The 22,937-nt window shown below is 66.6% G+C and carries 27 protein-coding genes; 18 read left to right on the top strand and 9 right to left on the bottom strand.

Annotated elements, in window-relative coordinates; translation table 11 throughout:
• Window positions 1-54: 54 nt before the first annotated feature.
• Entirely contained in the window at window positions 55-318 is a 264-nt protein-coding gene (locus C4B30_RS25540; protein ID WP_027785927.1) for an HPr family phosphocarrier protein, read from the bottom strand.
• A 361-nt stretch (window positions 319-679) separates the two neighbouring features.
• On the opposite strand from C4B30_RS25540, the gene C4B30_RS25535 reads away from it, so the two are divergent.
• Together C4B30_RS25535 and C4B30_RS25530 are read left to right on the top strand one after the other, a co-directional pair.
• On the top strand, window positions 680-1,033 hold the full coding sequence (locus tag C4B30_RS25535; RefSeq protein WP_373557108.1) for a zinc ribbon domain-containing protein YjdM: 354 nt from the start codon (window positions 680-682) through the stop codon (window positions 1,031-1,033).
• A 67-nt stretch (window positions 1,034-1,100) separates the two neighbouring features.
• Window positions 1,101-1,937 (top strand): spermidine synthase, encoded by an 837-nt coding sequence (locus C4B30_RS25530; RefSeq protein WP_027785926.1) that lies wholly within the window; start codon window positions 1,101-1,103, stop codon window positions 1,935-1,937.
• Between the two features lie 67 nt (window positions 1,938-2,004).
• On the opposite strand, the gene C4B30_RS25525 is transcribed toward C4B30_RS25530, so the two are convergent.
• Both C4B30_RS25525 and C4B30_RS25520 read right to left on the bottom strand, forming a co-directional pair.
• Window positions 2,005-2,190 carry a ribbon-helix-helix protein, CopG family gene (locus C4B30_RS25525; RefSeq protein ID WP_006489181.1) on the bottom strand — a complete coding sequence of 62 codons (186 nt, stop codon included), beginning with the start codon at window positions 2,188-2,190 and terminating at the stop codon, window positions 2,005-2,007.
• 89 nt (window positions 2,191-2,279) lie between these two features.
• Complete coding sequence (locus C4B30_RS25520; RefSeq protein ID WP_027785925.1) at window positions 2,280-3,038, bottom strand: YoaK family protein; 759 nt, start codon at window positions 3,036-3,038, stop codon at window positions 2,280-2,282.
• A gap of 241 nt (window positions 3,039-3,279) precedes the next feature.
• On the opposite strand from C4B30_RS25520, the gene C4B30_RS25515 reads away from it, so the two are divergent.
• Entirely contained in the window at window positions 3,280-3,630 is a 351-nt protein-coding gene (locus C4B30_RS25515) for a hypothetical protein (RefSeq protein WP_006489163.1), read from the top strand.
• Entirely contained in the window at window positions 3,627-3,839 is a 213-nt protein-coding gene (locus C4B30_RS25510; RefSeq protein WP_027785924.1) for a twin transmembrane helix small protein, read from the top strand. Before C4B30_RS25515 ends, C4B30_RS25510 begins: the two co-directional genes overlap by 4 nt.
• Before the next feature lie 161 nt (window positions 3,840-4,000).
• Here C4B30_RS25510 and C4B30_RS25505 read toward each other — a convergent pair whose 3' ends face one another.
• Window positions 4,001-4,921, bottom strand: a complete 921-nt coding sequence (locus tag C4B30_RS25505; protein WP_027785923.1) for an AraC family transcriptional regulator — start codon at window positions 4,919-4,921, stop codon at window positions 4,001-4,003.
• 139 nt (window positions 4,922-5,060) lie between these two features.
• Here C4B30_RS25505 and C4B30_RS25500 point away from each other — a divergent pair, with 139 nt between their 5' ends.
• Window positions 5,061-6,026: an SDR family NAD(P)-dependent oxidoreductase gene (locus C4B30_RS25500; protein ID WP_027785922.1), complete on the top strand. Its 966-nt coding sequence runs from the start codon at window positions 5,061-5,063 to the stop codon at window positions 6,024-6,026.
• Between the two features lie 77 nt (window positions 6,027-6,103).
• On the opposite strand, the gene C4B30_RS25495 is transcribed toward C4B30_RS25500, so the two are convergent.
• From C4B30_RS25495 to hmpA, 3 genes are all read right to left on the bottom strand, one after another.
• Window positions 6,104-7,408 carry a HipA domain-containing protein gene (locus C4B30_RS25495; RefSeq protein WP_027785921.1) on the bottom strand — a complete coding sequence of 435 codons (1,305 nt, stop codon included), beginning with the start codon at window positions 7,406-7,408 and terminating at the stop codon, window positions 6,104-6,106.
• Window positions 7,398-7,682: a helix-turn-helix domain-containing protein gene (locus C4B30_RS25490; protein ID WP_027785920.1), complete on the bottom strand. Its 285-nt coding sequence runs from the start codon at window positions 7,680-7,682 to the stop codon at window positions 7,398-7,400. Before C4B30_RS25490 ends, C4B30_RS25495 begins: the two co-directional genes overlap by 11 nt.
• Window positions 7,683-7,995: 313 nt before the next feature.
• Entirely contained in the window at window positions 7,996-9,207 is a 1,212-nt protein-coding gene (gene hmpA / locus C4B30_RS25485; RefSeq protein WP_027785919.1) for an NO-inducible flavohemoprotein, read from the bottom strand.
• A 338-nt stretch (window positions 9,208-9,545) separates the two neighbouring features.
• On the opposite strand from hmpA, the gene C4B30_RS25480 reads away from it, so the two are divergent.
• From C4B30_RS25480 to C4B30_RS25440, 9 genes are all read left to right on the top strand, one after another.
• Entirely contained in the window at window positions 9,546-10,256 is a 711-nt protein-coding gene (locus C4B30_RS25480) for an MgtC/SapB family protein (protein WP_027785918.1), read from the top strand.
• A 73-nt stretch (window positions 10,257-10,329) separates the two neighbouring features.
• The gene (locus C4B30_RS25475) at window positions 10,330-10,755 is read left to right on the top strand and encodes a CBS domain-containing protein (protein ID WP_027785917.1); all 426 of its coding nucleotides are present in this window, start codon (window positions 10,330-10,332) and stop codon (window positions 10,753-10,755) included.
• A gap of 26 nt (window positions 10,756-10,781) precedes the next feature.
• Window positions 10,782-11,051: a DUF2934 domain-containing protein gene (locus tag C4B30_RS25470; protein WP_027785916.1), complete on the top strand. Its 270-nt coding sequence runs from the start codon at window positions 10,782-10,784 to the stop codon at window positions 11,049-11,051.
• Between the two features lie 120 nt (window positions 11,052-11,171).
• Window positions 11,172-11,432: a hypothetical protein gene (locus C4B30_RS25465; RefSeq protein WP_027785915.1), complete on the top strand. Its 261-nt coding sequence runs from the start codon at window positions 11,172-11,174 to the stop codon at window positions 11,430-11,432.
• A 63-nt stretch (window positions 11,433-11,495) separates the two neighbouring features.
• Window positions 11,496-12,500: an SDR family oxidoreductase gene (locus C4B30_RS25460; RefSeq protein WP_027785914.1), complete on the top strand. Its 1,005-nt coding sequence runs from the start codon at window positions 11,496-11,498 to the stop codon at window positions 12,498-12,500.
• 200 nt (window positions 12,501-12,700) lie between these two features.
• Window positions 12,701-13,627 carry a TauD/TfdA dioxygenase family protein gene (locus C4B30_RS25455; RefSeq protein WP_027785913.1) on the top strand — a complete coding sequence of 309 codons (927 nt, stop codon included), beginning with the start codon at window positions 12,701-12,703 and terminating at the stop codon, window positions 13,625-13,627.
• A 48-nt stretch (window positions 13,628-13,675) separates the two neighbouring features.
• A complete protein-coding gene (locus tag C4B30_RS25450) occupies window positions 13,676-14,707 on the top strand; it encodes an ABC transporter substrate-binding protein (RefSeq protein WP_027785912.1) in 1,032 nt (343 codons plus the stop codon).
• Between the two features lie 67 nt (window positions 14,708-14,774).
• Window positions 14,775-15,764, top strand: coding sequence for an ABC transporter ATP-binding protein (locus tag C4B30_RS25445; protein WP_027785911.1), 990 nt, complete (start codon window positions 14,775-14,777; stop codon window positions 15,762-15,764).
• Window positions 15,761-16,648, top strand: coding sequence for an ABC transporter permease (locus C4B30_RS25440; protein WP_027785910.1), 888 nt, complete (start codon window positions 15,761-15,763; stop codon window positions 16,646-16,648). The genes C4B30_RS25445 and C4B30_RS25440 overlap by 4 nt, the downstream gene beginning before the upstream one ends.
• Before the next feature lie 36 nt (window positions 16,649-16,684).
• Here C4B30_RS25440 and C4B30_RS25435 read toward each other — a convergent pair whose 3' ends face one another.
• Window positions 16,685-17,869 carry a porin gene (locus tag C4B30_RS25435; protein ID WP_027785909.1) on the bottom strand — a complete coding sequence of 395 codons (1,185 nt, stop codon included), beginning with the start codon at window positions 17,867-17,869 and terminating at the stop codon, window positions 16,685-16,687.
• 275 nt (window positions 17,870-18,144) lie between these two features.
• On the opposite strand from C4B30_RS25435, the gene C4B30_RS36110 reads away from it, so the two are divergent.
• The 3 genes from C4B30_RS36110 (at window position 18,145) to C4B30_RS25425 (ending at window position 20,522) form a co-directional block, all read left to right on the top strand.
• A complete protein-coding gene (locus C4B30_RS36110) occupies window positions 18,145-18,279 on the top strand; it encodes a hypothetical protein (protein ID WP_256980710.1) in 135 nt (44 codons plus the stop codon).
• A 312-nt stretch (window positions 18,280-18,591) separates the two neighbouring features.
• On the top strand, window positions 18,592-19,545 hold the full coding sequence (locus C4B30_RS25430; RefSeq protein ID WP_027785908.1) for a GlxA family transcriptional regulator: 954 nt from the start codon (window positions 18,592-18,594) through the stop codon (window positions 19,543-19,545).
• A gap of 335 nt (window positions 19,546-19,880) precedes the next feature.
• Complete coding sequence (locus tag C4B30_RS25425; RefSeq protein ID WP_027785907.1) at window positions 19,881-20,522, top strand: response regulator transcription factor; 642 nt, start codon at window positions 19,881-19,883, stop codon at window positions 20,520-20,522.
• 260 nt (window positions 20,523-20,782) lie between these two features.
• Here C4B30_RS25425 and C4B30_RS25420 read toward each other — a convergent pair whose 3' ends face one another.
• Complete coding sequence (locus C4B30_RS25420) at window positions 20,783-22,024, bottom strand: sensor histidine kinase (RefSeq protein ID WP_080681400.1); 1,242 nt, start codon at window positions 22,022-22,024, stop codon at window positions 20,783-20,785.
• Window positions 22,025-22,291: 267 nt separating this feature from the next.
• Between C4B30_RS25420 and C4B30_RS25415 the strand changes: the two genes are divergently transcribed.
• A complete protein-coding gene (locus C4B30_RS25415; RefSeq protein ID WP_230469152.1) occupies window positions 22,292-22,849 on the top strand; it encodes a DUF3331 domain-containing protein in 558 nt (185 codons plus the stop codon).
• Window positions 22,850-22,937 lie beyond the last annotated feature (88 nt).

The following is a 22,937-nucleotide window of genomic DNA, read 5'->3' as shown; positions in this document are numbered from 1 at the left end:
AAATGGCGTTTCGGGGTGGACGGCTCGCGGCCGCGGGATTGGCGACGCCAGGCGTCAGCTTGCCTGGAGCAACGGCAGCAGCGCGTGCAGCGCCGCTTCCTCGTCGGGGCCGGTGGCGAGCACCTGGGCCGACGTGCCGCCGTGAACCTGGAGCGACGCAATCGCGCCGCTGTCTTTTGCGTTGCTGCCGTGCCCGTTCGCGATCAGCTGGATGTCGCTGTGGAAGCGGCGCGCCGCTTCCACAGCCGCGTCGCGCGCGGCGCGACCCCGATTGCGGTTCCAGGCGGGGCCGATTTCAACGTACACAACGGTTGCCACGATGCTGGAAAGCCTCCGGACAGGTGGGCGGGGCGGCGCGCGACACGCATGCTTGCGCACATGTCGCGGACATCGGGCGGCCGGCATGTCACGATTTCCCGCAGGGTCGCGGAGCGCCGGCCGGGCGGATTGTACGCGCCATTCGGCGCGAACATGCCGACATCCGCTGCGAAGGCGCTTTCAAGTTCGCGGATTGTCGCAAGTGGGTGATTATAATGCATCGGCCTGCATCATGTGAATTGCATTATAATGCGGTGTGCGCCGACGCCGGCCCGCGGCGCTGCCGCGGGGCGATTCGCCGCGCGGCCGGGCGCGCAATCTGCTCGCCCGGCATCGTCGATCGACCCGAACTCCTCCCCGAATGGAAACCGCAATGAACGCCCCCGCCTGCCCGCAATGCGCGATGGAAAACACTTACCCGGACGGCGCGCTGACCGTGTGCGCGGACTGCGGCCATGAATGGTCGGCCGACGCCGGCGCCGAGGCCGGCGACGAGCCGGCAGGCGACGTCGTCAAGGACGCGAACGGCAACGTGCTGTCGGACGGCGATTCGGTCGTGCTGATCAAGGATCTGCGCGTGAAGGGTTCGTCGATCACGCTGAAGATGGGCACCAAGGTCAAGAGCATCCGGCTCGTCGGCGGCGATCACGAAGTCGACTGCAAGACCGACATGGGCGGCTTCATGCTGAAGGCGTGCTACCTGAAGAAGGTCTGAGCGCACGGTTCAGGCGACCGTCGCATCCGCGTTTTCATCCGCCGCGTTTTCACCCGAGTACCCGCACATGGCCGAGGATCGAATTTCCTACGACGCGTTCGTCAGGTTCCTGGCGACGCCGCTGAATGACGGCCGGCCATTCGTGCTGGAGACGCAGAACGCGGTCTCGCTGCACTTCGATCATCTCGGCACCCAGAGCTTCATGTCGCTGCGCGATCCGCTGCGGCTCACGCTCGGTTATACGCGCGTGATGATGGGTTTCCTGCTGCTGCAGGCCGAGCCCGCACACATCTGCATGCTCGGGCTCGGCGGCGGTTCGCTCGCGAAGTACTGCTACCGCCATCTGCCCGGCACGACGATCGAAGCGGTCGAGATCAATCCGGACGTGATCGCGCTGCGCAACGTGTTCAGGATTCCTGCCGACGACGCGCGCTTCAGCGTGGTATGCGCCGACGGCGCGGATCATCTGGAACGGGCGGACGTCCGCACGGACGTGATCCTGCACGATGCGTTCGTCGCCGACGGTATGCGCGGCCGCTGTACGGGCGGCACCTTCCTCGACGCGTGCCGCGCGCGCCTGAGCGAATCCGGCGTGCTCGCGATCAATTTCATGGACGACGATCCGGCATTGCCGCGCCACCTCGAGCAACTGCGATCGGTATTCGGTTCGTCGTATGCGCTGGTGCCGTGCGGCGACGACAACAACTTCGTTGCATTCGCATGGAAGGACGGCAGCCGGCTGCCGTCGTTGCGTATCCTGTTGGAGCGGGCGCTCGCCTGTCCGCAGGCCGGCGAACTGAAGCTGGCCGCCACCGCGAGGCGCATGAAGCACGGCGAGGGCATCGATCCGCGGCGGCTGGTCTGGCGCGCGCAGTCGCACGAACGCTGGGAGATCGGCGCGTAACGGTACTTCGGATACTTGAGGTGCCTGGGGTATCGCGGCGGCGCCGCGCGCGCCTTTGCGGCCGCGCTTACTTCACGCGCTTGCCGATCGCGCTCCGGGTTTTGTACGTGACGCCGTGCCGGTCGAGATATTCGCGGATCAACTGCCGCACGACTTGCGACGGCGTAAGATCCTGCTCCGCGCAGAGCATCTCGAAGGCTTCCTTCTTCGCGGGATCGATCAGGACGGTCAGGCGGGCGGTTTTCGTTTCCATGACGGGGCGAGGGTGGTCGGTATGTTAATCAAATTATAATCGATCCGCTTTCGGCGTTACCGCGCGCCAGCGCCGTCCGTGGTGCACGATCAGCGTTTGCCGCGCAGCAGCGCGAGCAGGTCGTCGATCACCGGCACGATGGCGAGCGTGACGAGCACCGCGGCGAGCGGCACGGTCGATATGTAGCCCACGTGCTTGAAACCAATCGCGCCGGCCAGGCCGCCGACGAGGAACGACGCGAGCATCGTCGCGTGAATCCTCAGTTTCGAACGGTTGGCGATCACCGCGTGCGCGTCGACGTCGATCGCCGAGCGGTTCCAGTAGAACAGCTTGCCGAGCTCGATGCCGAGGTCGGTCACGATGCCCGTCACGTGCGTCGTGCGGATCTCCGCGCCCGACAGCTTCGTGATCGTCGCGTTCTGCAGCCCCATGATGAAGCACAGCAGCGTCACGGTCACCGGCACGAAGAACGTTTCCCACAGCGCGAGGTGGCTGCCGAGCAGCCCGAACAGCAACAGCAGCGCGGCTTCGAGCAGCAGCGGCAGCATGAACTGGCTGTGCAGCCCGCGGCGGCGCCCCCAGTTGACGAGGATCGCCGAGCAACTGGCGCCGATCAGGAACGACCCCAGCGAGCTGATGCCGGCGAGCGCGAGCCGCACGTCGCCGAGCGCCGTCGTGTCGGCGATCGCCGACACGATGCCGCTCATGTGCGACGTGTACTGCTTGACCGCGAGAAATCCGCCGGCATTGGTCGCGCCGGCGACGAACGCGAGCGAAAACCCGAGCTGGCGGTTCGCGGTCGCGCTGCGGTGTTTTCCCGTCAGGGTTCGGAAGTACTGCGCTGGCATAAGGGTTTCGCTCAATCGTCGCGGATGCGCGGGTACGGGCGGAAAACCGGTGCGGGCGGCGTGACGGGCACGCTGCCCGCACCGGATGCCGGGGCCGTCGAATCATGTGATGAACATGATAATGTCATTATCATACTCTGTTGGCCGGATGGTGCTTTCAGTACAATGATGCGAGGCGCTGCCGGCCGGCTGTTCCGTTGCCGCGCGGCGCGTGCTTGCGATTACTTCTGCTCACCGCTTCATGACCCCGATCAAGTTCATCCTTCGCTACACGGCGATCCCGTTCACGGCCATCGTCGCCGTGGTGATCTGGACTGTCATACCATCGTCGAAAGAGATCGATGCGAGACAATATGCGGCGCTGTCGCGCGCGTACGCGAGTTTCCCGCTGCCGTTCCGGCGCGAGATCTCGGACACGATGGAGCACGGCACGATCAACGACCGGCGGTATCAGGCACTCGTGCGCGATTCGCTCGGCAATGGCGTCGCGCTGGACTGGCCGGCGTCGGGCGTCGGCGGCGTCGCCGACGAGCGGCAAAAACTGGCCGAACTGATTCAGGCCGATTCGGATCTTCAAAGGCAACGGCAATGAAAACCCTGCTGGTTTCCGTGGCATTCGCGATGATCATCGCGAGCCTTATCTTCGCGCTGTACTTCATGAATCACGATCGCGGCAAGTCCAAGCGGATGGCGTGGTCGCTTGCCGCGCGTGTCGGGTTGTCGATCACGCTGTTTCTGTCGCTGCTGATCGCGTACAAGCTCGGCTGGATCGAACCGACGGGCTTGCCGATCGGGCGGTAAGCCGGTGGACGCCTCGCGGCATGCGGGGCGTTTTCGCAAACGCAGGTTTGCGTGGCTGATGCGTCTATTGTGATAAGAATACTTATCCCGATGGTCGCGATGCGAATGCGTGGCGTCGACGGAATCGCAACATCGCGTGCCCGATGGACGCGGTAACGACGCTAGTTGCCCGACTCGTTCGTCACGTCATGACGATATGCGCGCGGCGAACGACCCACGATGCGTTTGAACGCATGGCCGAACGCGCTATCCGAGTCGTAGCCGAGCCGCTGCGCGATCGCCGATATCGACGCGTTCGAGCGGCGCAGTTCGCGCATCGCCACCTGTATCCGCCACCGCAGCACGTATTCGAGCGGCCCGAACCCGAGCCGCCGCTTGAAATGCAGTGCGAACGTGGAACGCGACACGTGGCAGCAGGCCGCGAGGGCGTCGACGGTCCAGCGTCGCTCGGGCGCGGCGTGAATCGCGGCCAGCGCCGCGCTGACCCGCGAATCCGCGAACCCGGCAAGCCAGCCGACGTCGCCGTTCGCGCCGGCGTCCACATAGCGCCGCAGGATCTGCACGAGCATCATGTGTCCGAGATGCCGAACCATCAGCGACCCGCCCGGCGACGACGCGCCGAATTCCCGCGCGAGCTGCTGCAGCGACCAACGCAACACCGCCGCCTGTTCGGAATCGCCGCTCACGATCACCACGGGCGGCAGGTTGCCGAGCAGCAGCGGCATGCCTTCCTCGTAGGCGAAGCGGCCGCCGATCAGAAAGCAGTCGGCCGGTTCGGCATAGTGCGCGATACCGTGCTCGACATGCCGGTACACGTCGGCGACCGGTACCGGCGCGACCGACGGATCGCTCGCCAGCGAAAATGCCCGCGGTGCGGCGAGCAGGAAGCAGTCCCCCGCGCGTAGCTGGACGGGCGGTCCCTCACCGTCGACGGTCAGCCAGCAACTGCCTTCGACCACCGCATTGAACTTGATCCCGCTGGGCGGGGGAAGGTCGACCGCCCATGGGCCGCCGGCGCGCAGGCCGGTGAAAAACGAGTCGCGCGTCTCCAGCAGCGACAGCACTTCCGATAGCGGGTCCACGCGCAATCCCCGGACGATCTCGACGAAAAACCGGATTCTATTGCATTCACAGTCCGGGGGTGCGGCCGGAGAATGATCTCGTGCAGTGACGCGGCCGATCGGCGGCCGCGTGCTTCGCGCACCCTTCCTGGAGCCTTCGATGACGAGCAGGCAGCACCCCCTTCATTCCGGATTCGACGCCGCGTCGACGGCGACCGACGTCCTGGCCGGCTTCGACCTGCGCGGCAAGACCGCCATCGTCACGGGCGGCCATTCGGGTCTCGGCCTCGAAACCACGCGTGCACTGGCGCAAGCCGGTGCGCACGTCGTCGTCGGCGCACGGAGCGCCGAGGCCGCGCGCGAGGCGACCCGCGGCATCGCCGGCGTGGAGATCGCGCCGCTCGAACTCGCCGACGCCGCGAGCGTGGCCGCATTCGCCGCGCGGTTCGTCGACGCGCGACGCAACGTGCATATCGTCATCAACAGCGCGGGCATCATGGCGTGCCCCGAGACGCGCGTCGGCGACGGCCGGGAAGCGCAGATGGCCGTCAATCACCTCGGTCACTACGCGCTCGTCAACCGGCTGTGGCCGGCGCTTGCGCACGGCGACGGCGCGCGCGTGGTCGCGGTGTCGTCGCTCGGCCACCGGCTGTCGCCGATCCGCTGGGACGATATCGGGTTCGCGCGCGGTTACGACAAATGGCTCGCGTACGGGCAGTCGAAAACCGCCAACGCATTGTTCGCGGTGCAGCTCGACGTGCTGGGCGCGCCGTTCGGTGTCCGAGCGTATTCGCTGCATCCCGGCAAGATCGCGACGCCGCTGCAGCGTCATCTGACGCGAGAAGAAATGATGGCGCAGGGCTGGGTCGACGAGCACGGCGTGCCGGTCGATCCGACGTTCAAGACGCCTGCGCAGGGGGCGGCAACCCAGGTATGGGCGGCGACGTCGCCGCGCATCGCCGATCTCGGCGGCGTCTATTGCGAGGATTGCGACGTTGCGGCGGTGACGCGCGGCGACGAGGAATCGGGCGTGCGGCCGCATGCGATCGATCCGGAGGAGGCGGCGCGGCTGTGGGCGTGGTCCGCGGCAGCGACGGGCGTCGATGCCTTTGCGGCGCGCCGCTGACGCTCAAGCATTCGCCGGGCGCGGGCGTCGTGCGCCGTGCGGGGTTCGGTGGCGGCACGACGCCCGCGCCCGGCAGCCTATCCGCGCGTCTGCCGCAGCACGCGCCCCATCTCCGCGATCGGCATGGCAACGATCGAATTCAGCAACCGCATTTCCCCGGCGTCCGGATGCGCGACGTTCCGCACTTCATCGAGCGTGCGCTCGACGTGACGATCGAGCGGTTCGAGAAAACGCTGCAATTCACTGGCGGCCGCTTTCTCCCTGAGGCCGAGCACCTGACCGAACGCGACCAGCGCGTCCACGTCGATATCGGCGAACCGCGTCGCATTCCCGAGTGGCATCGTCAGCTCGCAGTGCGGCCAGTGATCGCCGCGATGGTCGGGCCGGTGCGTCGGCGTGTGATACGCGACCGTGCTGACGATGTCGTAGAACGGCGCGAGCCGGTAGCCGCGCGCGTCGACGAAGAACGACAGGTTCTTCAGGTGCGCGTCGGCATTGCCGACCACCACGTTGAACACGGTCCAGCGGAACACCGACAGGCGTGTCAGCGCGCGCGTGCTGGTGCGGTCGATCGCGCGGGCGAGCTCCTGCGCATTGGCCCGCTGGTACTTGAAACCGCGGTCGTAGTTGAGCAACTGCATCGCGTCGATCGTATGCACGCGCCCGGCCGGTTCGGACGCGACGTCGCGGTCGAACCGGTCGATCACGTAGCAGGCGGACGGCGCGCGCAGGAAATGCACGTCGGGCACGTCGAGCCCCATCTTCTTCGCGAGCTGCATGCAGAAGAACTCGTTGATCGCCGAATGCGGATAGCCGGCCGCGCGCATGTCGGGTTTGAGCAGGTGCATCGACGGTTCGCTGCCGACCGGCTCGAACAGCGCGTAGTCGGGCGCGTCGCCCCGCAGCACCAGCAGCAGCTTCTGCTGTGCGCCGGCCGCCGACATGCGCTTGGGCGCCGTGGCCGTCAGCGCGCGCTCCGGCATTGCCTGAATCCGGCGCTCGAGCTCGTCGAGCGGCAGCGGTTGCAGGCCGCCGGCCGCCTCGTGCTCGCCGTCGGCCAGCAGCGTCAGCGCGCCGGCCGATTCGCGGCCGAAGTACGCGAGCAGGCCCCACGCGTCGGCCGCATCGACCTTCGCCTCGCGCGCGAGCGACGTGCGCATGCCTTCCTCGGGCAGCAGGTTGTCGAAGAACCATTGAACCGGGCGATCGGTCGACGTGTCGGTGAACACGCCCGCGCGGAGCGGGAACGCCGGCGACAGCGGGTAGGCGGCGGGTGACGCGAGCCAGTGCGCGTCGTACGCGAACGACCAGATGCCTTTGTCGTCGGTCAGCGTGCCCATGCGCACGCCGTTCGCGGACGCGATCAGCGTTCTAGCCGCCATGGCTGCTCCTGCGGCGTTGCGCGGCCTTCAGTGCGGTGGCTTCGGAAATCTCGATCGACGACTCGGCGTACAGCCGCACCCCCAGTTCGCCGAGCAGCAGCATGACCTTGCCGATTTGCGCGGTCGGCTTGCCGGCTTCCACCTGGCTGATGAATTTCGGCGACAGCCCGGTCGCGTTGGCGAGTTCGTCCCGCGTGAACCCCTGCTGGATCCGCGTCGCGCGAATGAGGTGGGCGAGCGCGCCGATCGTATCGACGGACTGCGACTCCGACATGACGTTCTCCGTGCTTCGTATCTGATCGGGAACAGTATTGCATAACTCGCCGCGACGGGCATTAATTCGTATTCGTACGGGAACGAATACAGGATCGCGACGGCCGGAACGTCATTTCGTACCCGATCGGGAACCGAATGTCGCGAAATGATTGCAGAGAGGAGGTCCGTATCTGATCGGATACGGAGAAGAATGGCGCGCGTCGCGCCTCAGCATGCGTGCTCGATCGGCCATGCCGGTGAGGCGGCCCGGAAGATGTCCGCGGGCGGCAGAGAGTCCGCCGCCGTCCCGCGCGACGAGCGGCGGCCCACGATCATTCGGCGAACAGATCCGGCCCGAACACCTCGTAGTGAATCCGCGTCTCGTGGATTCCGAGGTTCTTCAGCGCATCGTGCTGCATTCGCATGAACGGTACCGGGCCGCAGATGTAGTAATCGGCATCGGGCAAGAGGATCGCGCCCTTGATCGCGTTGACATCGACCAGACCCTTCAGGTCGTAATCCGTTCCTTCGATGTCCTGCGGTAGCGGATCGTCGTAGAACACGACGAGATTGAAGTTCGCATACGTGTTCGCGGTCTCGCGCAGCCGGTCGCGCATCGCATGCACGCCGCTGTTGCGCGCGCCGTGCACGAACACCACCTGCCGCTGCGGATCCTGGATCGCGCGCTTGAGCATGCTGATCATCGGCGTCAGCCCGACGCCGCCGCTGATCAGCACGATCGGCGTTTTCGCGTTGACGTCGATGTGGAAGCTGCCGTACGGCGCCGCCACCTTGATCTCGTCGCCGACGTTCACGTGGTCGTGCAGCAGGCACGAGACATAGCCAGGCGGATAGGTGCCGCCGCTTTCGCGCTTCACCGAAATCCGGTACGTATGTCCGTTCGGCATGTCCGACAGGCTGTACTGGCGAATCTGCTGCAGGCCGAGCTCGGGCACGTCGACCGCGACGCTGATGTACTGGCCCGGCTCGAAGTTCGCGACCGGCTTGCCGTCGGCCGGCTCCAGGATGAACGATGTGATCACGGTGCTCTCGGGCCGCTTCTCGCGCACGACGAAGCTGCGCCAGCCGGTCCAGCCGCCGAGCTGCCCCGACGACTGTTCGTACAAGCCGCTTTCCATGCCCATCAACACGTCGGCGAGGTTGCCGTAGGCCTGCGCCCACGCGGAGATGATGTCGTCGGTGGCCGCGTCGCCGAGCGTCTCCTTGATCGCCGCGAGCAGGTGTTCGCCGACGATCGGGTAGTGCTCGGGCCGCACGCCGAGGCTCGCATGCTTGTTCGCGATGTTCTTCAGCACGGCCGCGAGACTGCCCGGATCCTCGATGTTTTCCGCATAGGCATAGACGGCGCGCGCCAGCGCCTGCTGCTGCTGGCCCTGTTCCTGGTGCGCCATGTTGAACACGTTCTTCAGCTCCGGATGCGCGTTGAACAGGCGCGTATAGAAGCATTTGATGATGTCGTAGCCGTGTTGCGCGAGGACGGGGGCCGTGGCCTTGACGATGTCTTTCGTTTTCTGCGTGAGCATGGTCGAACTCCTTCGTAAGGGGGCGTATCGGGCGTATCGGGCGGGGCGAGCGTGGGCGGCGGTCGCCGCGGCATGGTCGGGCACGCGGTGCACGATTCGGGCCCGTGCAGCACGATCGACCGAACGCATATTGTCCGGTCGTCGCAAAGCGCGGGTCAAAACTGACGGCAGCCGTTCGCCACTCTGGCGCGGTGCTCGCGGAACGTTCCTTTCTACAATTCGGTCCGCCACGCTACACGCGTCGCCGCACCCCGAAGGCAGGCCCGATCCTTGCGACCGGCAAGCGTCATCGGCGGCGTTCGCGCCCCGACACATGACGATTTGCACGGGAGGCGCATATGGAGCCGATGCCGGTCGTACTGCAATGGAACGACGTTCTCGTCAGGATCGTGCTGGCGCTCGTCGCGGGCGGGCTGATCGGCTTCGATCGCAGCGAATCCGGCAAGACGGCCGGCCTGCGCACGACGATCCTCGTCTGTCTCGCCGCATGCCTGTCGATGCTGCAGGTCAATGCGCTGTTGCTGCAAGCGGGCAAACCGGAGGGCGCGTTCTCGGTGCTCGATCTGATGCGGCTGCCGCTCGGCATCCTGACCGGGATGGGCTTCATCGGCGGCGGCGCGATCCTTCATCGGGACGGCCTGGTGTCCGGTGTCACGACGGCCGCGACGCTGTGGTTCGTGACGGTCATCGGGCTGTGCATCGGCGGCGGCCAATTGTCGCTCGGCGCGCTCGGGCTGGTGCTCGCGCTGCTGGTCGTCTGGCCGCTGCGGTTTGTGGAGCAGCGCTTGCGGCGCGTCAGGACCGCGCTGGTCACGGTCGAATATCCGCTGGGGTCGGTTGCGCTTGAACAACTGACCGCGAAGCTGCACGACGCGGGTTTCACGTGCCGGACGAAGCGCTTTTGCGAAACGGCCGCACGCGCCGTGCGCGAGGAGGAACTGCTCGTGCAATGGCGCGAAGTGGCCGGCGCCGACGTGATGCTGAAGCAACTGATGCGGACCGTCGAATCGGTCGGCCTGACGTCGGTCCGCTGCTCGACGGAGGACTGACGCGCGCGCGGCCGCCGGAACGCTCGATGCTCGTGCTGCTGGCCGCCGTGGGCGGTTTATCAAGGAGCGAAACATGACATGTGTATCGGAAGTGATGACACGCGACGCCGCGACCATCGGCCCGACGCAGAGCCTGCGCGATGCGGCCAGGTTGATGAGCGACCTGAACGTCGGCGCGCTGCCCGTGTGCGACGGCACGCGGCTGATCGGCATGCTGACGGATCGGGACATCGTCGTGCGCGCGGTATCGATGGGCGTGCCGCCGGACGAGGCGGTCGAGGGCGTCGTCAGCGGACCCGCGAACTGGTGTTACGAGGACGACGACATTTCCGCGGTGCAAAAGAAGATGGAAGACGCGCAGATTCGTCGCGTGCCGGTGATCGACCGGCAGAAGCGGCTGGTCGGCATCGTCGCGCTGGGTGATCTTGCTACCGCCGCGGACGGCGGGATGTCGTCGACGCTCGGCGCGGTGTCGGCGCCATCGCGCCCGGATCGGTGATCGCCATGGCAGACACGGAGAACGACATGAACGTAGACAGGGAAACGCGGGTCCGCGAGCGCGCGTACCGGCTGTGGCAGGCGGACGGCGCGCCGGACGGCAAGGCCGACGAATACTGGCAACGGGCCGAGCAGCAGCTCGATGCAGAGGGCAGCAGCGCGGACGGGCGCGCCGGGCAGGCGACGGATTCGCCGGCCGATCAGTCCGCGAAGCGCCGCATCCCCGGCGAGCCGCTGCAGGACGTCGACGCGGTGCCGACCGGCGAGATCGCGCACGAAAGGCGGCGCACGCGGTGAAACGTGGCCGGCCGTGACCCAGCGACAGCCGCACAGGACGACGCATGCGGGACACGCGCGATGGCGGATCCCGTGCGGCGCGCGCGGTCGGCCCGACACCATCCGAACACGGAGATATTCATGACCCAGGACACTCAACCGAAGGACATCGCGTCGCCCGAGGCGCCGGACCGGCGCGGCCCGACACCCGGCGGCGAATCGACCGCGCGCCCCGGCCATGCGCCCGGCGGCGGCGAGCTCGGCACGATTCCGGACGATCAGGCGCGCAAGGTCGTGCCGGACGATCCGCGCCAGACCGAGGTGCACGATCCGGCCGGCAAGCCGTGGCCGGACGAGCACGACGCACCCGACGATTCGGGCAACCGGCCGCGACCGCTGTAGCGGTGCCGCCGCCCGACTCGCCGCGTCTCGTTCCATTCCGTCATCCACGCACCGGAGTCCATCATGTCATCAGACGAAGTTTCCGAATCCCGTCGCAAATGGGTGCAGGGCACGACGGCCGGACTGGTCGCCAGTGTCGCCCTGCCGACGATCGCGCAGACGGGCAGCCCGCCCGACGCCGGCGATACGGCGCCGCGCGATCCGCGCACGCTCTATCCGCATGCGCCGTTTCCGCAGCAACACCAGCCGTGGCCGGGCCTCGCGGGCCGCATGACGCCCCGCCCCGATCACGGCGAGCGTAGCTATCGGGGCAGCGGCAGGCTCGAGGGCCGCAAGGCGCTGATCACCGGCGGCGATTCGGGCATCGGCCGCGCGGTGGCGATCGCCTGCGCACGAGAAGGCGCAGACGTCGCGATCGTCTATCTGCCCGACGAAGAGCCCGATGCGCGCGAAGTCGTGGACATCGTCCGCAGCGCGGGGCGCAAGGCGGTGCCGCTGCCAGTCGATATCCGCAGCGAAGGCGCGTGCAACGGGCTCGTCGAGCGGGCGGTCGCCGCGCTCGGCGGGCTCGACATTCTCGTGAACAACGCGGCGCGCCAGCAGAGCCACGAATCGATCCTCGACATCAGCACGGAGCAGTTCGACTGGACGCTGCGCACCAACCTTTACGCGATGTTCTGGATCACGCGGGCCGCCATTGCGCACATGCCGCCCGGTTCGGCGATCGTCAATACGACGTCGGTCAATGCGTACGACCCGTCCGCGAACCTGCTGGACTACGCGATGACGAAAGCGGCGATCGCGAATTTCACGAAGGGGCTCGCGAAGCAGATGATCAAGCGCGGCATCCGCGTGAACGGCGTCGCGCCGGGGCCGTTCTGGACGCCGTTGCAGGTCAGCGGCGGACAGACGACGCACAACGTGGAGACGTTCGGCGAGCAGGTGCCGATGGGGCGGCCCGGACAACCGGCCGAGATCGCATCGATCTACGTCGAGCTGATGTCGTCGCGCGCGAGCTATGTGACCGGGCAGATCTATGGCGCGTCGGGTGGCGCCGGGCAGCCTTAGTTGGCTGGCGGCGCAGGATGCGGCTGGATACGGCCGCACCCCGGTCATCGCCCCGGTTGACGATTCCGCCCCGAATCGACGCCGTATGCGTGAGCAGCGATCTTTATCACCGCAGCAGATAAACGTATCCGAATCGCTTCGTTGACGCACGCCGGCACGCCCTCGTAGATTCGCGTTTTGACCGAATCAGGAGCCGTGCCGTGACGACTACCGCCATCCGCGACGCCGCAACGCTTTCCGCCGGGCATCCCGCCTTGCGGCCGGACGGCGCGGCGCAGCACTTCGACATCGTGCCGTTCGACGCGCCGCTCGGCGCCGAAGTGATCGGCCTCGACCTGTCGAAACCGCTCGACGCCGACGATTTCGCGCGCATCCATCGTGCGCATCTCGATCACCACGTGCTGGTATTTCGCGACCAGCGCATCACGCCGGACGAGCACATCGCGTTCAGCCGCCGCTTCGGACCGCTGCAGATTCACGTGCTGCACCAGTTCGCGCTGGCCGGCCACCCGGAAGTGCTGATCGTGTCGAACATCGTCGAGAACGGCAAACCGGTCGGGCTCGGCGACGCCGGCCATTTCTGGCATTCCGACCTGTCGTACAAGGAAAAGCCGAGCCTCGGCTCGCTGCTGCACGCGCAGGAACTGCCGGCGGAAGGCGGCGACACGCTGTTCGCGAACATGCATCTCGCGTGGGATACGCTGCCGGCCCATCTGCGCCGCGCGGTCGAAGGGCGGCGCGCGGAGCATACGTATCTCGCGCGCTATGCGGAATTGCAGGCGCGCAGCCCATGGCGGCCCAACCTGTCGCCCGAGCAGATCGCGCAGGTCGCGGCGGTCGTTCATCCGGTCGTGCGCACGCATCCGGAAACCGGCCGCAAGGCGCTCTTCGTCAGCGAGCATTTCACGACGCGCATCGTCGGGCTGCCGGACGACGAAAGCCGCGCGCTGCTCGACGAATTGTTCGCGCACAGCGTGCGCGCCGAGCACCTGTATCGACACGCATGGCGCGACCACGACCTGGTGTTCTGGGACAACCGTTCGCTGATGCATCTCGCCGCCGGCACGCCCGACCATCTGCGCCGCAAGCTGTACCGCACGACGATCGAAGGCGACGCGCCTTTCTGAGCCGCGCGCCGCGTCATTCTTTTTCGTCTCTTCCCGACCGGAGTTCCGATGTCGTTTTCGCTTTTGCCGGCGCGTCGCGCGCTGGCGGCCACGCTCACCGCCGCGCTCGCCTTCGCGGGCGCGGCGATCCCGCAAGCCGCGCACGCGGAGGGCCGCATCCGCATCGCCGAGCAGTTCGGCGTCGTCTATCTGATGCTGAACGTCGCGCGCGACCAGCAACTGATCGAGAAGGAAGGGCGCAAGGCGGGCCTCGACATCAAGGTCGACTGGGTGCGGCTGTCGGGCGGTGCGGCCGTGAACGATGCACTGCTGTCCGGCGCGGTGGACGTCGCGGGCGCGGGCGTCGGCCCGCTCTTGACCGTGTGGGACCGCACGCGCGGCCGGCAGAACGTGAAGGGCGTCGCGTCGCTCGGCAATTTTCCGTACTACCTCGTGAGCAGCAACCCGAACGTGAAGACGATCGCCGACCTGAGCGCGAAGGACCGGATCGCGGTGCCGGCGGTCGGCGTGTCGGTGCAGTCGCGCGTGCTGCAGTACGCGGCCGCGAAGCAGTGGGGCGACAAGCAGTTCGACAAGCTCGACGCGCTCACGCAGGCGATTCCGCATCCCGATGCGACGGCGGCGATTCTCGCGAACAGCAACGTGATCACCGGTCACTTCGGCAATCCGCCGTTCCAGGAACAGGAGCTCGCCGGCAATCCGAACGCGCACGTCGTGCTGAATTCGTACGACGTGCTCGGCGGCCCGAGCTCCGCGACGGTGCTGTACGCGACCGAGAAATTCCGCGACGACAACCCGAAGACCTACCGCGCGTTCGTCGCCGCGCTGGCCGACGCCGCCCGGCAGATCGCGGCCGATCCGGAGCGCGCGGCCGATACCTATATTCGTGTGAACGCGTCGAAGATCGATCGCGCGCTGCTGCTGAAGATCCTGCGCAATCCGCAGGTGCAGTTCAAGACAGCGCCGCAGAATACGCTGCCGCTCGCGCAGTTCATGCATCGCACCGGCGCGATCCGCAACGAACCGAAGTCGTGGCGCGACTACTTCTTCGACGATTCCGCGACGGCCGACGGCAGTTGAGCGGCGCCGATGCAGCGACGCCGCGATCGACGCTTATGCGTCGGCGCGGTTTCGATATGCGCAATCGATGGTTGGTCCGCACGATGCCCAGCCGTATGTTGACGCTTTTCCCGCAAGAGATTCGATCGTGAACGCCACTTCTCCCCGAACCTGGTTGCCGCCGTATGCGGCGCGTGGCGGCGCGACGCCGGCCGCATCCGCCGCACCCGATACACGTGCCGCCGGCCGGCCCGCGGCGAACGCCGCGCCCGCTGGCGCACACAGCGAACGCCTGCTGGCCATCGACCAGGTCAGCCTCGAATACCGCAGCGGCGCGCGGATCGTTCGCGCGACGCATCAGGTGAGCTTCGACGTGTACGGCAGCGACCGCTTCGTGCTGCTCGGCCCGTCGGGGTGCGGGAAGTCGACGCTGCTCAAGGCGATCGCCGGCTTCATCGAGCCCGTCTCGGGTTCGATCGCGCTCGACGGCCGGCCGGTACGCGGGCCGGGGCCCGACCGCATCGTCGTGTTCCAGGAATTCGACCAGTTGCCGCCGTGGAAGACGGTCGTCGAGAACGTTGCGTTTCCGTTGCGCGCCGCCGCGAAGCTGTCGCGCGCCGAAGCACGCGAGCGCGCGCTGCACTATCTCGACAAGGTTGGCCTCGGCACGTTTGCCGACGCCTATCCGCATACGCTGTCGGGCGGCATGAAACAGCGCGTCGCGATTGCACGGGCGCTTGCGATGCAGCCGCGCGTGCTGTTGATGGATGAGCCGTTCGCCGCGCTCGACGCGCTCACGCGCCGCAAGATGCAGGAGGAACTGCTGCGGCTGTGGGACGAATTCCGCTTCACGCTGCTGTTCGTCACGCATTCGATCGAGGAGGCGCTCGTGGTCGGCAACCGGATTCTGCTGCTGTCGCCGCATCCGGGCCGCGTGCGCGCGGAGCTCAACAGTCACGAGCATTCGCTCGACAACGTCGACACCGGCGACTTCCGCGACAACGTCGCGCGGATCCACCGCCTGCTGTTCGACACCGATACCGCCCACGTACCGACGACGGAGGACGCCGCATCATGAGTACGCTCGACCCGGTCCTGCCGCCGCTGCCGCCCGTGCGTGCCGAATACACGTGCACGCTCGACGCGCCGCCCGACGCCGAGCGCGCGGTGCCGCCGCCGCTGCCGCGCCGCATCGCCGGCGCCGCATGGTTTCGCCGCAGCGTCATCGCGCTCGTGCTGATCGCCGCATGGGAGATCGTCGCGCGCATCGTCGCGAACGATCTGCTCGTCCCGACCTTCGGCGCGACGCTGGCCGCGTTCGTGCAAGGCATCGAGTCGGGCGAACTGCTGGTCAAGACCGGCATCTCGATGTCGGTGCTGCTGCGCGGCTATGCGCTGGGCGTGCTGCTGGCGTTCGCGCTGACGTCGCTTGCGGTATCCACGCGCATCGGCCGCGATCTACTGACGATGCTCACGTCGATGTTCAATCCGCTGCCGTCGATCGCGTTGCTGCCGATCGCGCTGCTGTGGTTCGGGCTCGGCACCGGCAGCCTGCTGTTCGTGCTCGTGCATGCGGTGCTGTGGCCGCTCGCGCTCAGCATGTATACCGGCTTTGCCGGCGTGCCCGCCACGCTGAAAATGGCCGGGCGCAACTACGGGCTCACGGGGCTGCGCCAGATCGCGCTGATCCTCGTGCCGGCCGCGCTGCCGTCGATCCTGTCGGGCCTGCGCGTCGGCTGGGCCTTCGCATGGCGCACGCTGATCGCGGCCGAACTCGTGTTCGGCGCGAGTGCGGGGCAGGGCGGCCTCGGCTGGTATATCTTCCAGAACCGCAACGAGCTGTATACGGATCGCGTGTTCGCGGGCCTTGCGGCCGTCATCGTGATCGGGCTGCTGGTCGAGAACCTCGTGTTCGACACGCTCGAACGCGCGACCGTGCGACGCTGGGGCATCCAGCATTGACGCGCACGGGCGCGATACAGGTGCCGTCAGGACCCTTCAGAACTTCACGCGCAACCCGCTGACGAACGCAAGCTGGCGGTTCGTCGACGACGCGCTGCCGATGTTCGAGATCGACGCGATCTTGCGATAGCCGCCCGACGTTGCAGTGCTCGCGTCGCCGGCCGCGAGCTGGTAGATGCCCGACACATAGATATCGGTGCGCTTCGACAACGCATAGTCGAACCCGAGCGTGAACTGGTGCCAGCGCGGCTTCAGCGTCTGGCCGCTCGTGCCCGGCAGGTTGCTCGCGCGCCCGTCGGTAAACGTATAGACGCCGATCAACGTGGCCGCCGGCGTGATCTGGTAGCGCGCGTTCACGTCGTAGTTGTTGAACTTGCGCGACGAGCCGTCGAGATAGTCGAGCTGCGTGTGGCTCCATGCGAAGCCGAGCGTCGCGCGACCGAGCGCGTAGTTCGCGCCCACCGCGCCGATCTGCTGCTTCAGTACGCCGCCGTTCAGCCCGTAAAAGAATGCGCCGCTGTAGTCGTTGCCGGTGGTCGAGGTCGCGCCGCCCACCGCGCCGCTCGTATTCGACGTCGCATTCGGATGGTTGAATCGCACATAGCCGCCGCCGATCGACAGCGGGCCGCTCACGTAATTCGCCGATGCACCCCACGCGTTGTTGTTCGAGAATCCGGTGCCCGCGCCGCCATTGGCCTGGTTGCTGAATGCATAGAGCAGGTCGGCCGTGAAGCCGGCGATCGTGTCGCTGCGGAACTTCACCGCGTTGTTCAGCCGGAAGCTCTGGTTCATGTTGTCGTTGTCGCCCACGTGCGTGGCCGGCGACCAGAAGCCCGACCCCGAGTACTGCGCGACGAGATCGGTGATCGGCTCGTACTGACGGCCGAACGTCAGCGTGCCGAGGCCTTGCTTGCCGAGGCCCACGTAGGCGGACCGGCCGAACAGGCGGCCGCCCTGGCCGAGCCCGCCGTCGCTCGGCCGGAACCCGCTTTCGAGCGTGAAGACCGCCTGCAGGCCGCCGCCAAGATCCTCCGCGCCTTTGAGGCCCCAGCGGCTGCCGCTCAGCTTGCCGCTCGTCTGCTGGATGTTGCTCGCGCCGCCCTGGTTGTTCGTATATGCGATGCCGGCGTCGACCACGCCGTACAACGTCACCGAACTCTGCGCATGCGCGCTGACCGAACCGATCGAAACCAAACCCAGCGCCACCGTTTTTTTGATCATGACCATCCTCTGTTTTTGTCAGTACGTTGATGAGGATCACGATGCTATTGACGACGAACGCGCCGATGAACGGCCGATCCGTGGTTTGTAAATCGCTGTGCGGCCGATTTGCAATGTGCGTCGTCGCCGGCCCGACATGCGCGCCGCGACCGCGTCCGGCACGCCTGCTGCGGCGAACGCATCGCGCGGACCGCGAACGCCGCTCGCCGGAAATGCATCTGTGCGGTCATATCGATCGATGAAATCGTTCGATATGCGCAATACCCGTCGTCCGCATGACGATGCGTTTACGCAACAGCGTGGCGGCGCTGCTCGTCCATCTCGAAGCACGGGCTGCGCGCAAAGACGTTGTTCCTGACGAGACCGACGTCGAAAATTCCGGCGGCGGCATCCATAGTCGGATCGGTTGACGCTTGCCGGCGTCCGGTTTCACCGGGTTGTTCGGAGGCGCAGCGGCCCGAATTGGCTATCGCCACAGGCGGCCGGTGAACGACAGGGAACAATGGCAAGCCGACCGGAGAGGGGCCCGCCAAATGAACGTCGGTGCGGCTCGTCGCGTGACACGCGCGCGGAACGATCCGACCATGCGCTCTCGCCGCGAAAATCTTGTAGCATCACCAGCGTGCCGGTAGGCATGCCGCCATCCCCGCTGCATGCCCATTTTCTCGTTTGTCGCGGCGCCGCCGGTGCCCGCCGTCGGCGCCGATTCGCGTGAGGTCAGTATGCGTCGCATTGGGCTTGTCCTCGTCCCCCAGTTCCAGGTGATGAGCTTACTCGCGTTATCGGTGTTCGATATCGCCAATCTCCGGGCCGGGCGTTCTCTGTACGAAGTCAGCGTCATTTCGGAAGACGGCGGGCCGGTCGAAGCGTCGTTCGGCATGTACGCGTCGACCAAGCCGGCACAGACGTCGGATCTGCACACCGTATTCGTCGGCGCATCGCTGTCGAAGCCCCCGCTCACGGACGGGATGCGCGAGTTGTTGCTCGATCTGTCGGGAAAAGTCGAGCGGATGGCGTCGATTTGCCTCGGCGCGTTTCTGCTGGCCGAGGCGGGATTGCTCGATGGGCGTCGTGCCACGACTCACTGGGCGTTCGTCGACCGGTTCAGGGATGGCTATCCGGCAGTGACGGTGGAGAAGGATTGCATCTTCGTGCGCGACGGCAATGTATGGAGTTCCGCCGGCATGAGTACCGCCATCGACATGGCGCTTGCGATGCTCGAGGAAGACCTCGGACCGGATGCCGCGCTGGAGGTCGCAAGGGATCTTGTGCTCGAGCGCTGGCGGCGTTCGGGATCGCAGCCGCAAACATCGGTACTGCTCGAGCATCCCGCACGCACCAACCGGATCCACGACGTCATCACACACATTCGGGAGAATCTCGGCACCGAACTGAGTGTCGAAAAACTGGCCGACGTGGCGAGAATGAGCAAGCGCCAGTTTACGCGTCGCTTCAAGGATGAAACGGGCCTGACGCCGGCAAAGGCGGTCGAGCGCATCAGGCTGGAAACAGCGAGGGATTTCGTGACGAGTTCGTCATGGACGATCGATACGATCGCGCGCGAAACCGGATATGCGGACCCGGAACGCATGAGGCGGTCGTTCCTGCGCGCATTCGGGCAGCCGCCGCAGGCGATGCGGCGAGGGCGCAAGCTCGAACCCACGGGCGCCGACTGAAGCGTTCGCATGCGCAGCCGTGCCCAGCATGGCACGAAACGAGGGAACTGCGTCCCTCCGCGCGCATTTTTCCCCCCTAGAATGATCGCTGTCCGGATGGCATCGGTTCCGGGATGCGTCGGCCGAGGATGTCGGCTCAACGGAGCGTGTGCCACCAGCCGGCACGGATACCCATGCGCGCCGCGTACCGGTTCGCGTGCGGCGCTTCGTGCACCGCAGCCGTGCGTATCGAAGGTCGGTGACACGCCGCCTTGGGCGCACCCGGGTTCGGCATCCGTCGCGGAATTCGTCCGCGGCGATGAACCATAATTGAATGGACGGTTGAAACCCACGATATGTCAGTCGTAGCGACGAAAGACGATTCGACGCCCGTCGTGTACATCGTCGACGACGATTCCGCGATGCGCGCGTCGCTCGATACGCTGTTGCGCTCGATGGGCCTGCGCGTCGTGACGTTCGCGAGCACCGCGGAGTTGCGCGCGGCGCAATTGGAAGACACGTCGAGCTGCCTGCTGCTCGACGTGAGGCTGCGCGGAGAGAGCGGGCTGGTGTTCCAGCAGGCCACCGACCGGCCGCCGGTCCCGATCGTCGTCATCACCGGCTTCGCCGACGTCGACATGTGCCGCAAGGCGCTGAAGGGCGGGGCGGTCGATTTCCTGGTGAAGCCCTTCACGGATCAGGAATTGATCGACGCCGTGAACCTCGCGCTATCGCTCGATGCGGCACGGCGTACGCACGACTGCACGCGCCAGCGACTGCAACAGTCGTTCGAGCAGCTCACGCGCCGCGAGCGGGAAGTGCTCGCATACGTGGTGGGCGGCGCGTTGAACAAACAGATTGCTTCGCACCTCGGGTTGAGTCTGATCACGATCAAGCAGCATCGCGCGTCAGTGATGCGCAAGATGAATGCTTCATCGTTGGCGGACCTCGTGCGCAAGTCGCAAGCGATCGGCGTGCAGCTGTCGGCCGCCCGTTAGCGGCGCGCGGCGTGCGGTGCGCGTCCCACCGGCACGCCGATCCTCGCGAAATACTCGCGACGCGTCGGGCGGCGAGGTTCGCCGCGGCGTGTGCGGCGGTGTCGAGCCCTTCGTCGGAGCGGGAGTTCGTGACTTGATCCGGTCACGGCCTGCCGGCGTGCGATATGCGACGTTCGCACGCCGTTCCGCGATCGTCGCGCACGCCATGCTCGCAGCGTACTGAAGCGCTCGACCGGAGGCGTGACACATGCCCAGCGCGATCAAGCGGCCACGGCACCAGCGCCCCGGCGCGCGGGAAGGGCGAACGAGAAGGCGCACCCCGTTCCCGGTTCGCCGCGGGCCCAGATCCGGCCGTTGTGCGCGTCGACGATCGAGCGTGCGACGGTCAGGCCCATTCCCATGCCGTCGCGCTTGCTCGTGAAGAACGGCTGGAAAAGCTGTTCGATCGCTGCCTGTTCGACCCCCGGCCCTGTATCGCGCACGTCGAACACGACCTCTTCCGCGCTCGCGGTGACCGACACGGTCAGCGTACGCTCGCGCGACGGGCCGATATCGATTGCCTGGATGCCGTTCAGCAGCAGATTCGCGAGAACCTGCTGGATTTGAACCGGGTCGGCGAATACGCGCGCGTCCGGATCGATCTCAAGGTCGATGCGAACGCCCTTTGCACCGGCTTCGGGCGTGATCAGGAACAGCGCGGCATGCACGGCCTCCGACGCCGCGAATTCGACGAACTGGACAGGCGCTTTACCGATGAAGCCGCGAATCTTGCGGCATATCTCGGTCGCATCGCGCGCCCAGCGAGCGGCGCAGGCGATTGCGGCCTTGGCCTCGTCGATGTCGGGCTCGTCGCGTGCCAGCCAGCGCAACGCGGCCTCGGCCGATGAGCCCACGGCCGACAGCGGCTGACTGACCTCATGCAATATCGACGCCGACATCTCGCCGAACAGCGAAACGCGCGCCGCGCGCGCGGCCTCCGCCCGCAACGCGTCGAGCCTGTCGGCGTTTTCCTTCTGCTCGGTCACGTCGAACGCGTAGAAATGCAGCCGCCGGTAACCGTCCTCGTTCTTCGGCAGCGAACAGCGCCACACGATCGGCACACTGCGACCCTTGAGGGTCACCAACGTGTGTTCGCCCTGGCAGGTCGGGCGATCTTCGTAGATCGCGCGCAGCACCGCGTTGTTGCAGAGCCGGTCGGCCGGCAACAACACCGCCGCGTGTTCGAGGAAATGCGTTGTCGATTCCGCTTCCAGCAGCGTCACCACCGCATCGTTGGCGGCGACCAATGCGCGCAGCGCGTGAAGGTCGGAGACGGCCTGCGAATGCTCGTCGAAATAGCGGTCGATATCGACGACGCCCGACTTCCGCAATTCTTTCACCGCCCGATAAATGCGCGACCAGTCCTCGATCAGGATCGGTATCGGCGCCGACTGAAAAAGCTCGCTGTCCGCGGGATGGGCGCCCGGGAGTGGATCGAGCGCGAGGGCTGGGGACGTGGACATGGAGACCTGATGTTCGCGCTGAGGCTCGCGCACTGCGAGCGAAACCGGAGAGCCGGCGGTAAAGGAGCGGGGCGACGAACGAAGCGTTGCGTCCGCCCTCGAAGCAGTTGCAACTATAAGGCAGAACGTCGCGTCTCGCTTGGCGTGACAGGGGGCGCGGCCGAAGCGCATGGAGGGGCGACGTCGCGGTGCAAACCTTGGTATGGGGGAGCATCGACCACAGGCTGATGGATGGCGGGAAGTCGTTCGAATAGACTCGGTTTCAACGTGAGCGAAGCGTATCGCGCCGGAACTCGAACAGGCTCGACCTTCGCGGTTTCGACGGCGTGCGCACGTTGCGCGCACCACTGCGCGTCCGATGCGAGAGGAACGGTAGATATGGCACAGCCTGGGTTTGCTTACGACGATGTGTTCGAAGGTGCGCTGATGCGCTTGCTCGATCCGTCGAGACTGCCCGGCACGCGCGACGGTCCGGCAGGCGCGGCAGGCCGGCGGATGCGGCGCGTGCGTATTGCGCGCGGCGACGGTGCGAGCGGGGTGGCGGCGCCGGCGGCCGCCCGAGTCAGGATCGTCGAGATTTTGTCCGATACGTCGGTCAGTGTGCGCTGGAGCGATCCGAGATCCGGACATTTCGGCGAACAGGTTTGGCGGTGCGTGACCGCGCGAACCGCATCACGCTGCGTACTGACCGGCATGCCGATCCATTGCGGCGATCGCGTGTATCGGCCGCAAGGGCGCGGCCGCACCGTTCCGTGCAACTGGGACCGGATGATTCATGCGGCCGCCGTCGCTTCGAGGTCGTCGCACGATGCCAGCGACGAGTGAAGCGCGGGCGGGCGCGGTGGGTATGGGCGGAGCCATACCTCGGCATGATTGCCGGCACAGGGTGCGACGGATACGCTGTCCGGAATCC

The organism is Burkholderia sp. BE12 (assembly GCF_002959955.1).
In the GTDB taxonomy this organism is placed as follows: domain Bacteria; phylum Pseudomonadota; class Gammaproteobacteria; order Burkholderiales; family Burkholderiaceae; genus Burkholderia.
The sequence above is the reverse complement of the archived record's forward strand: the minus strand, read 5'-3'. Positions and strand labels throughout refer to the sequence as shown.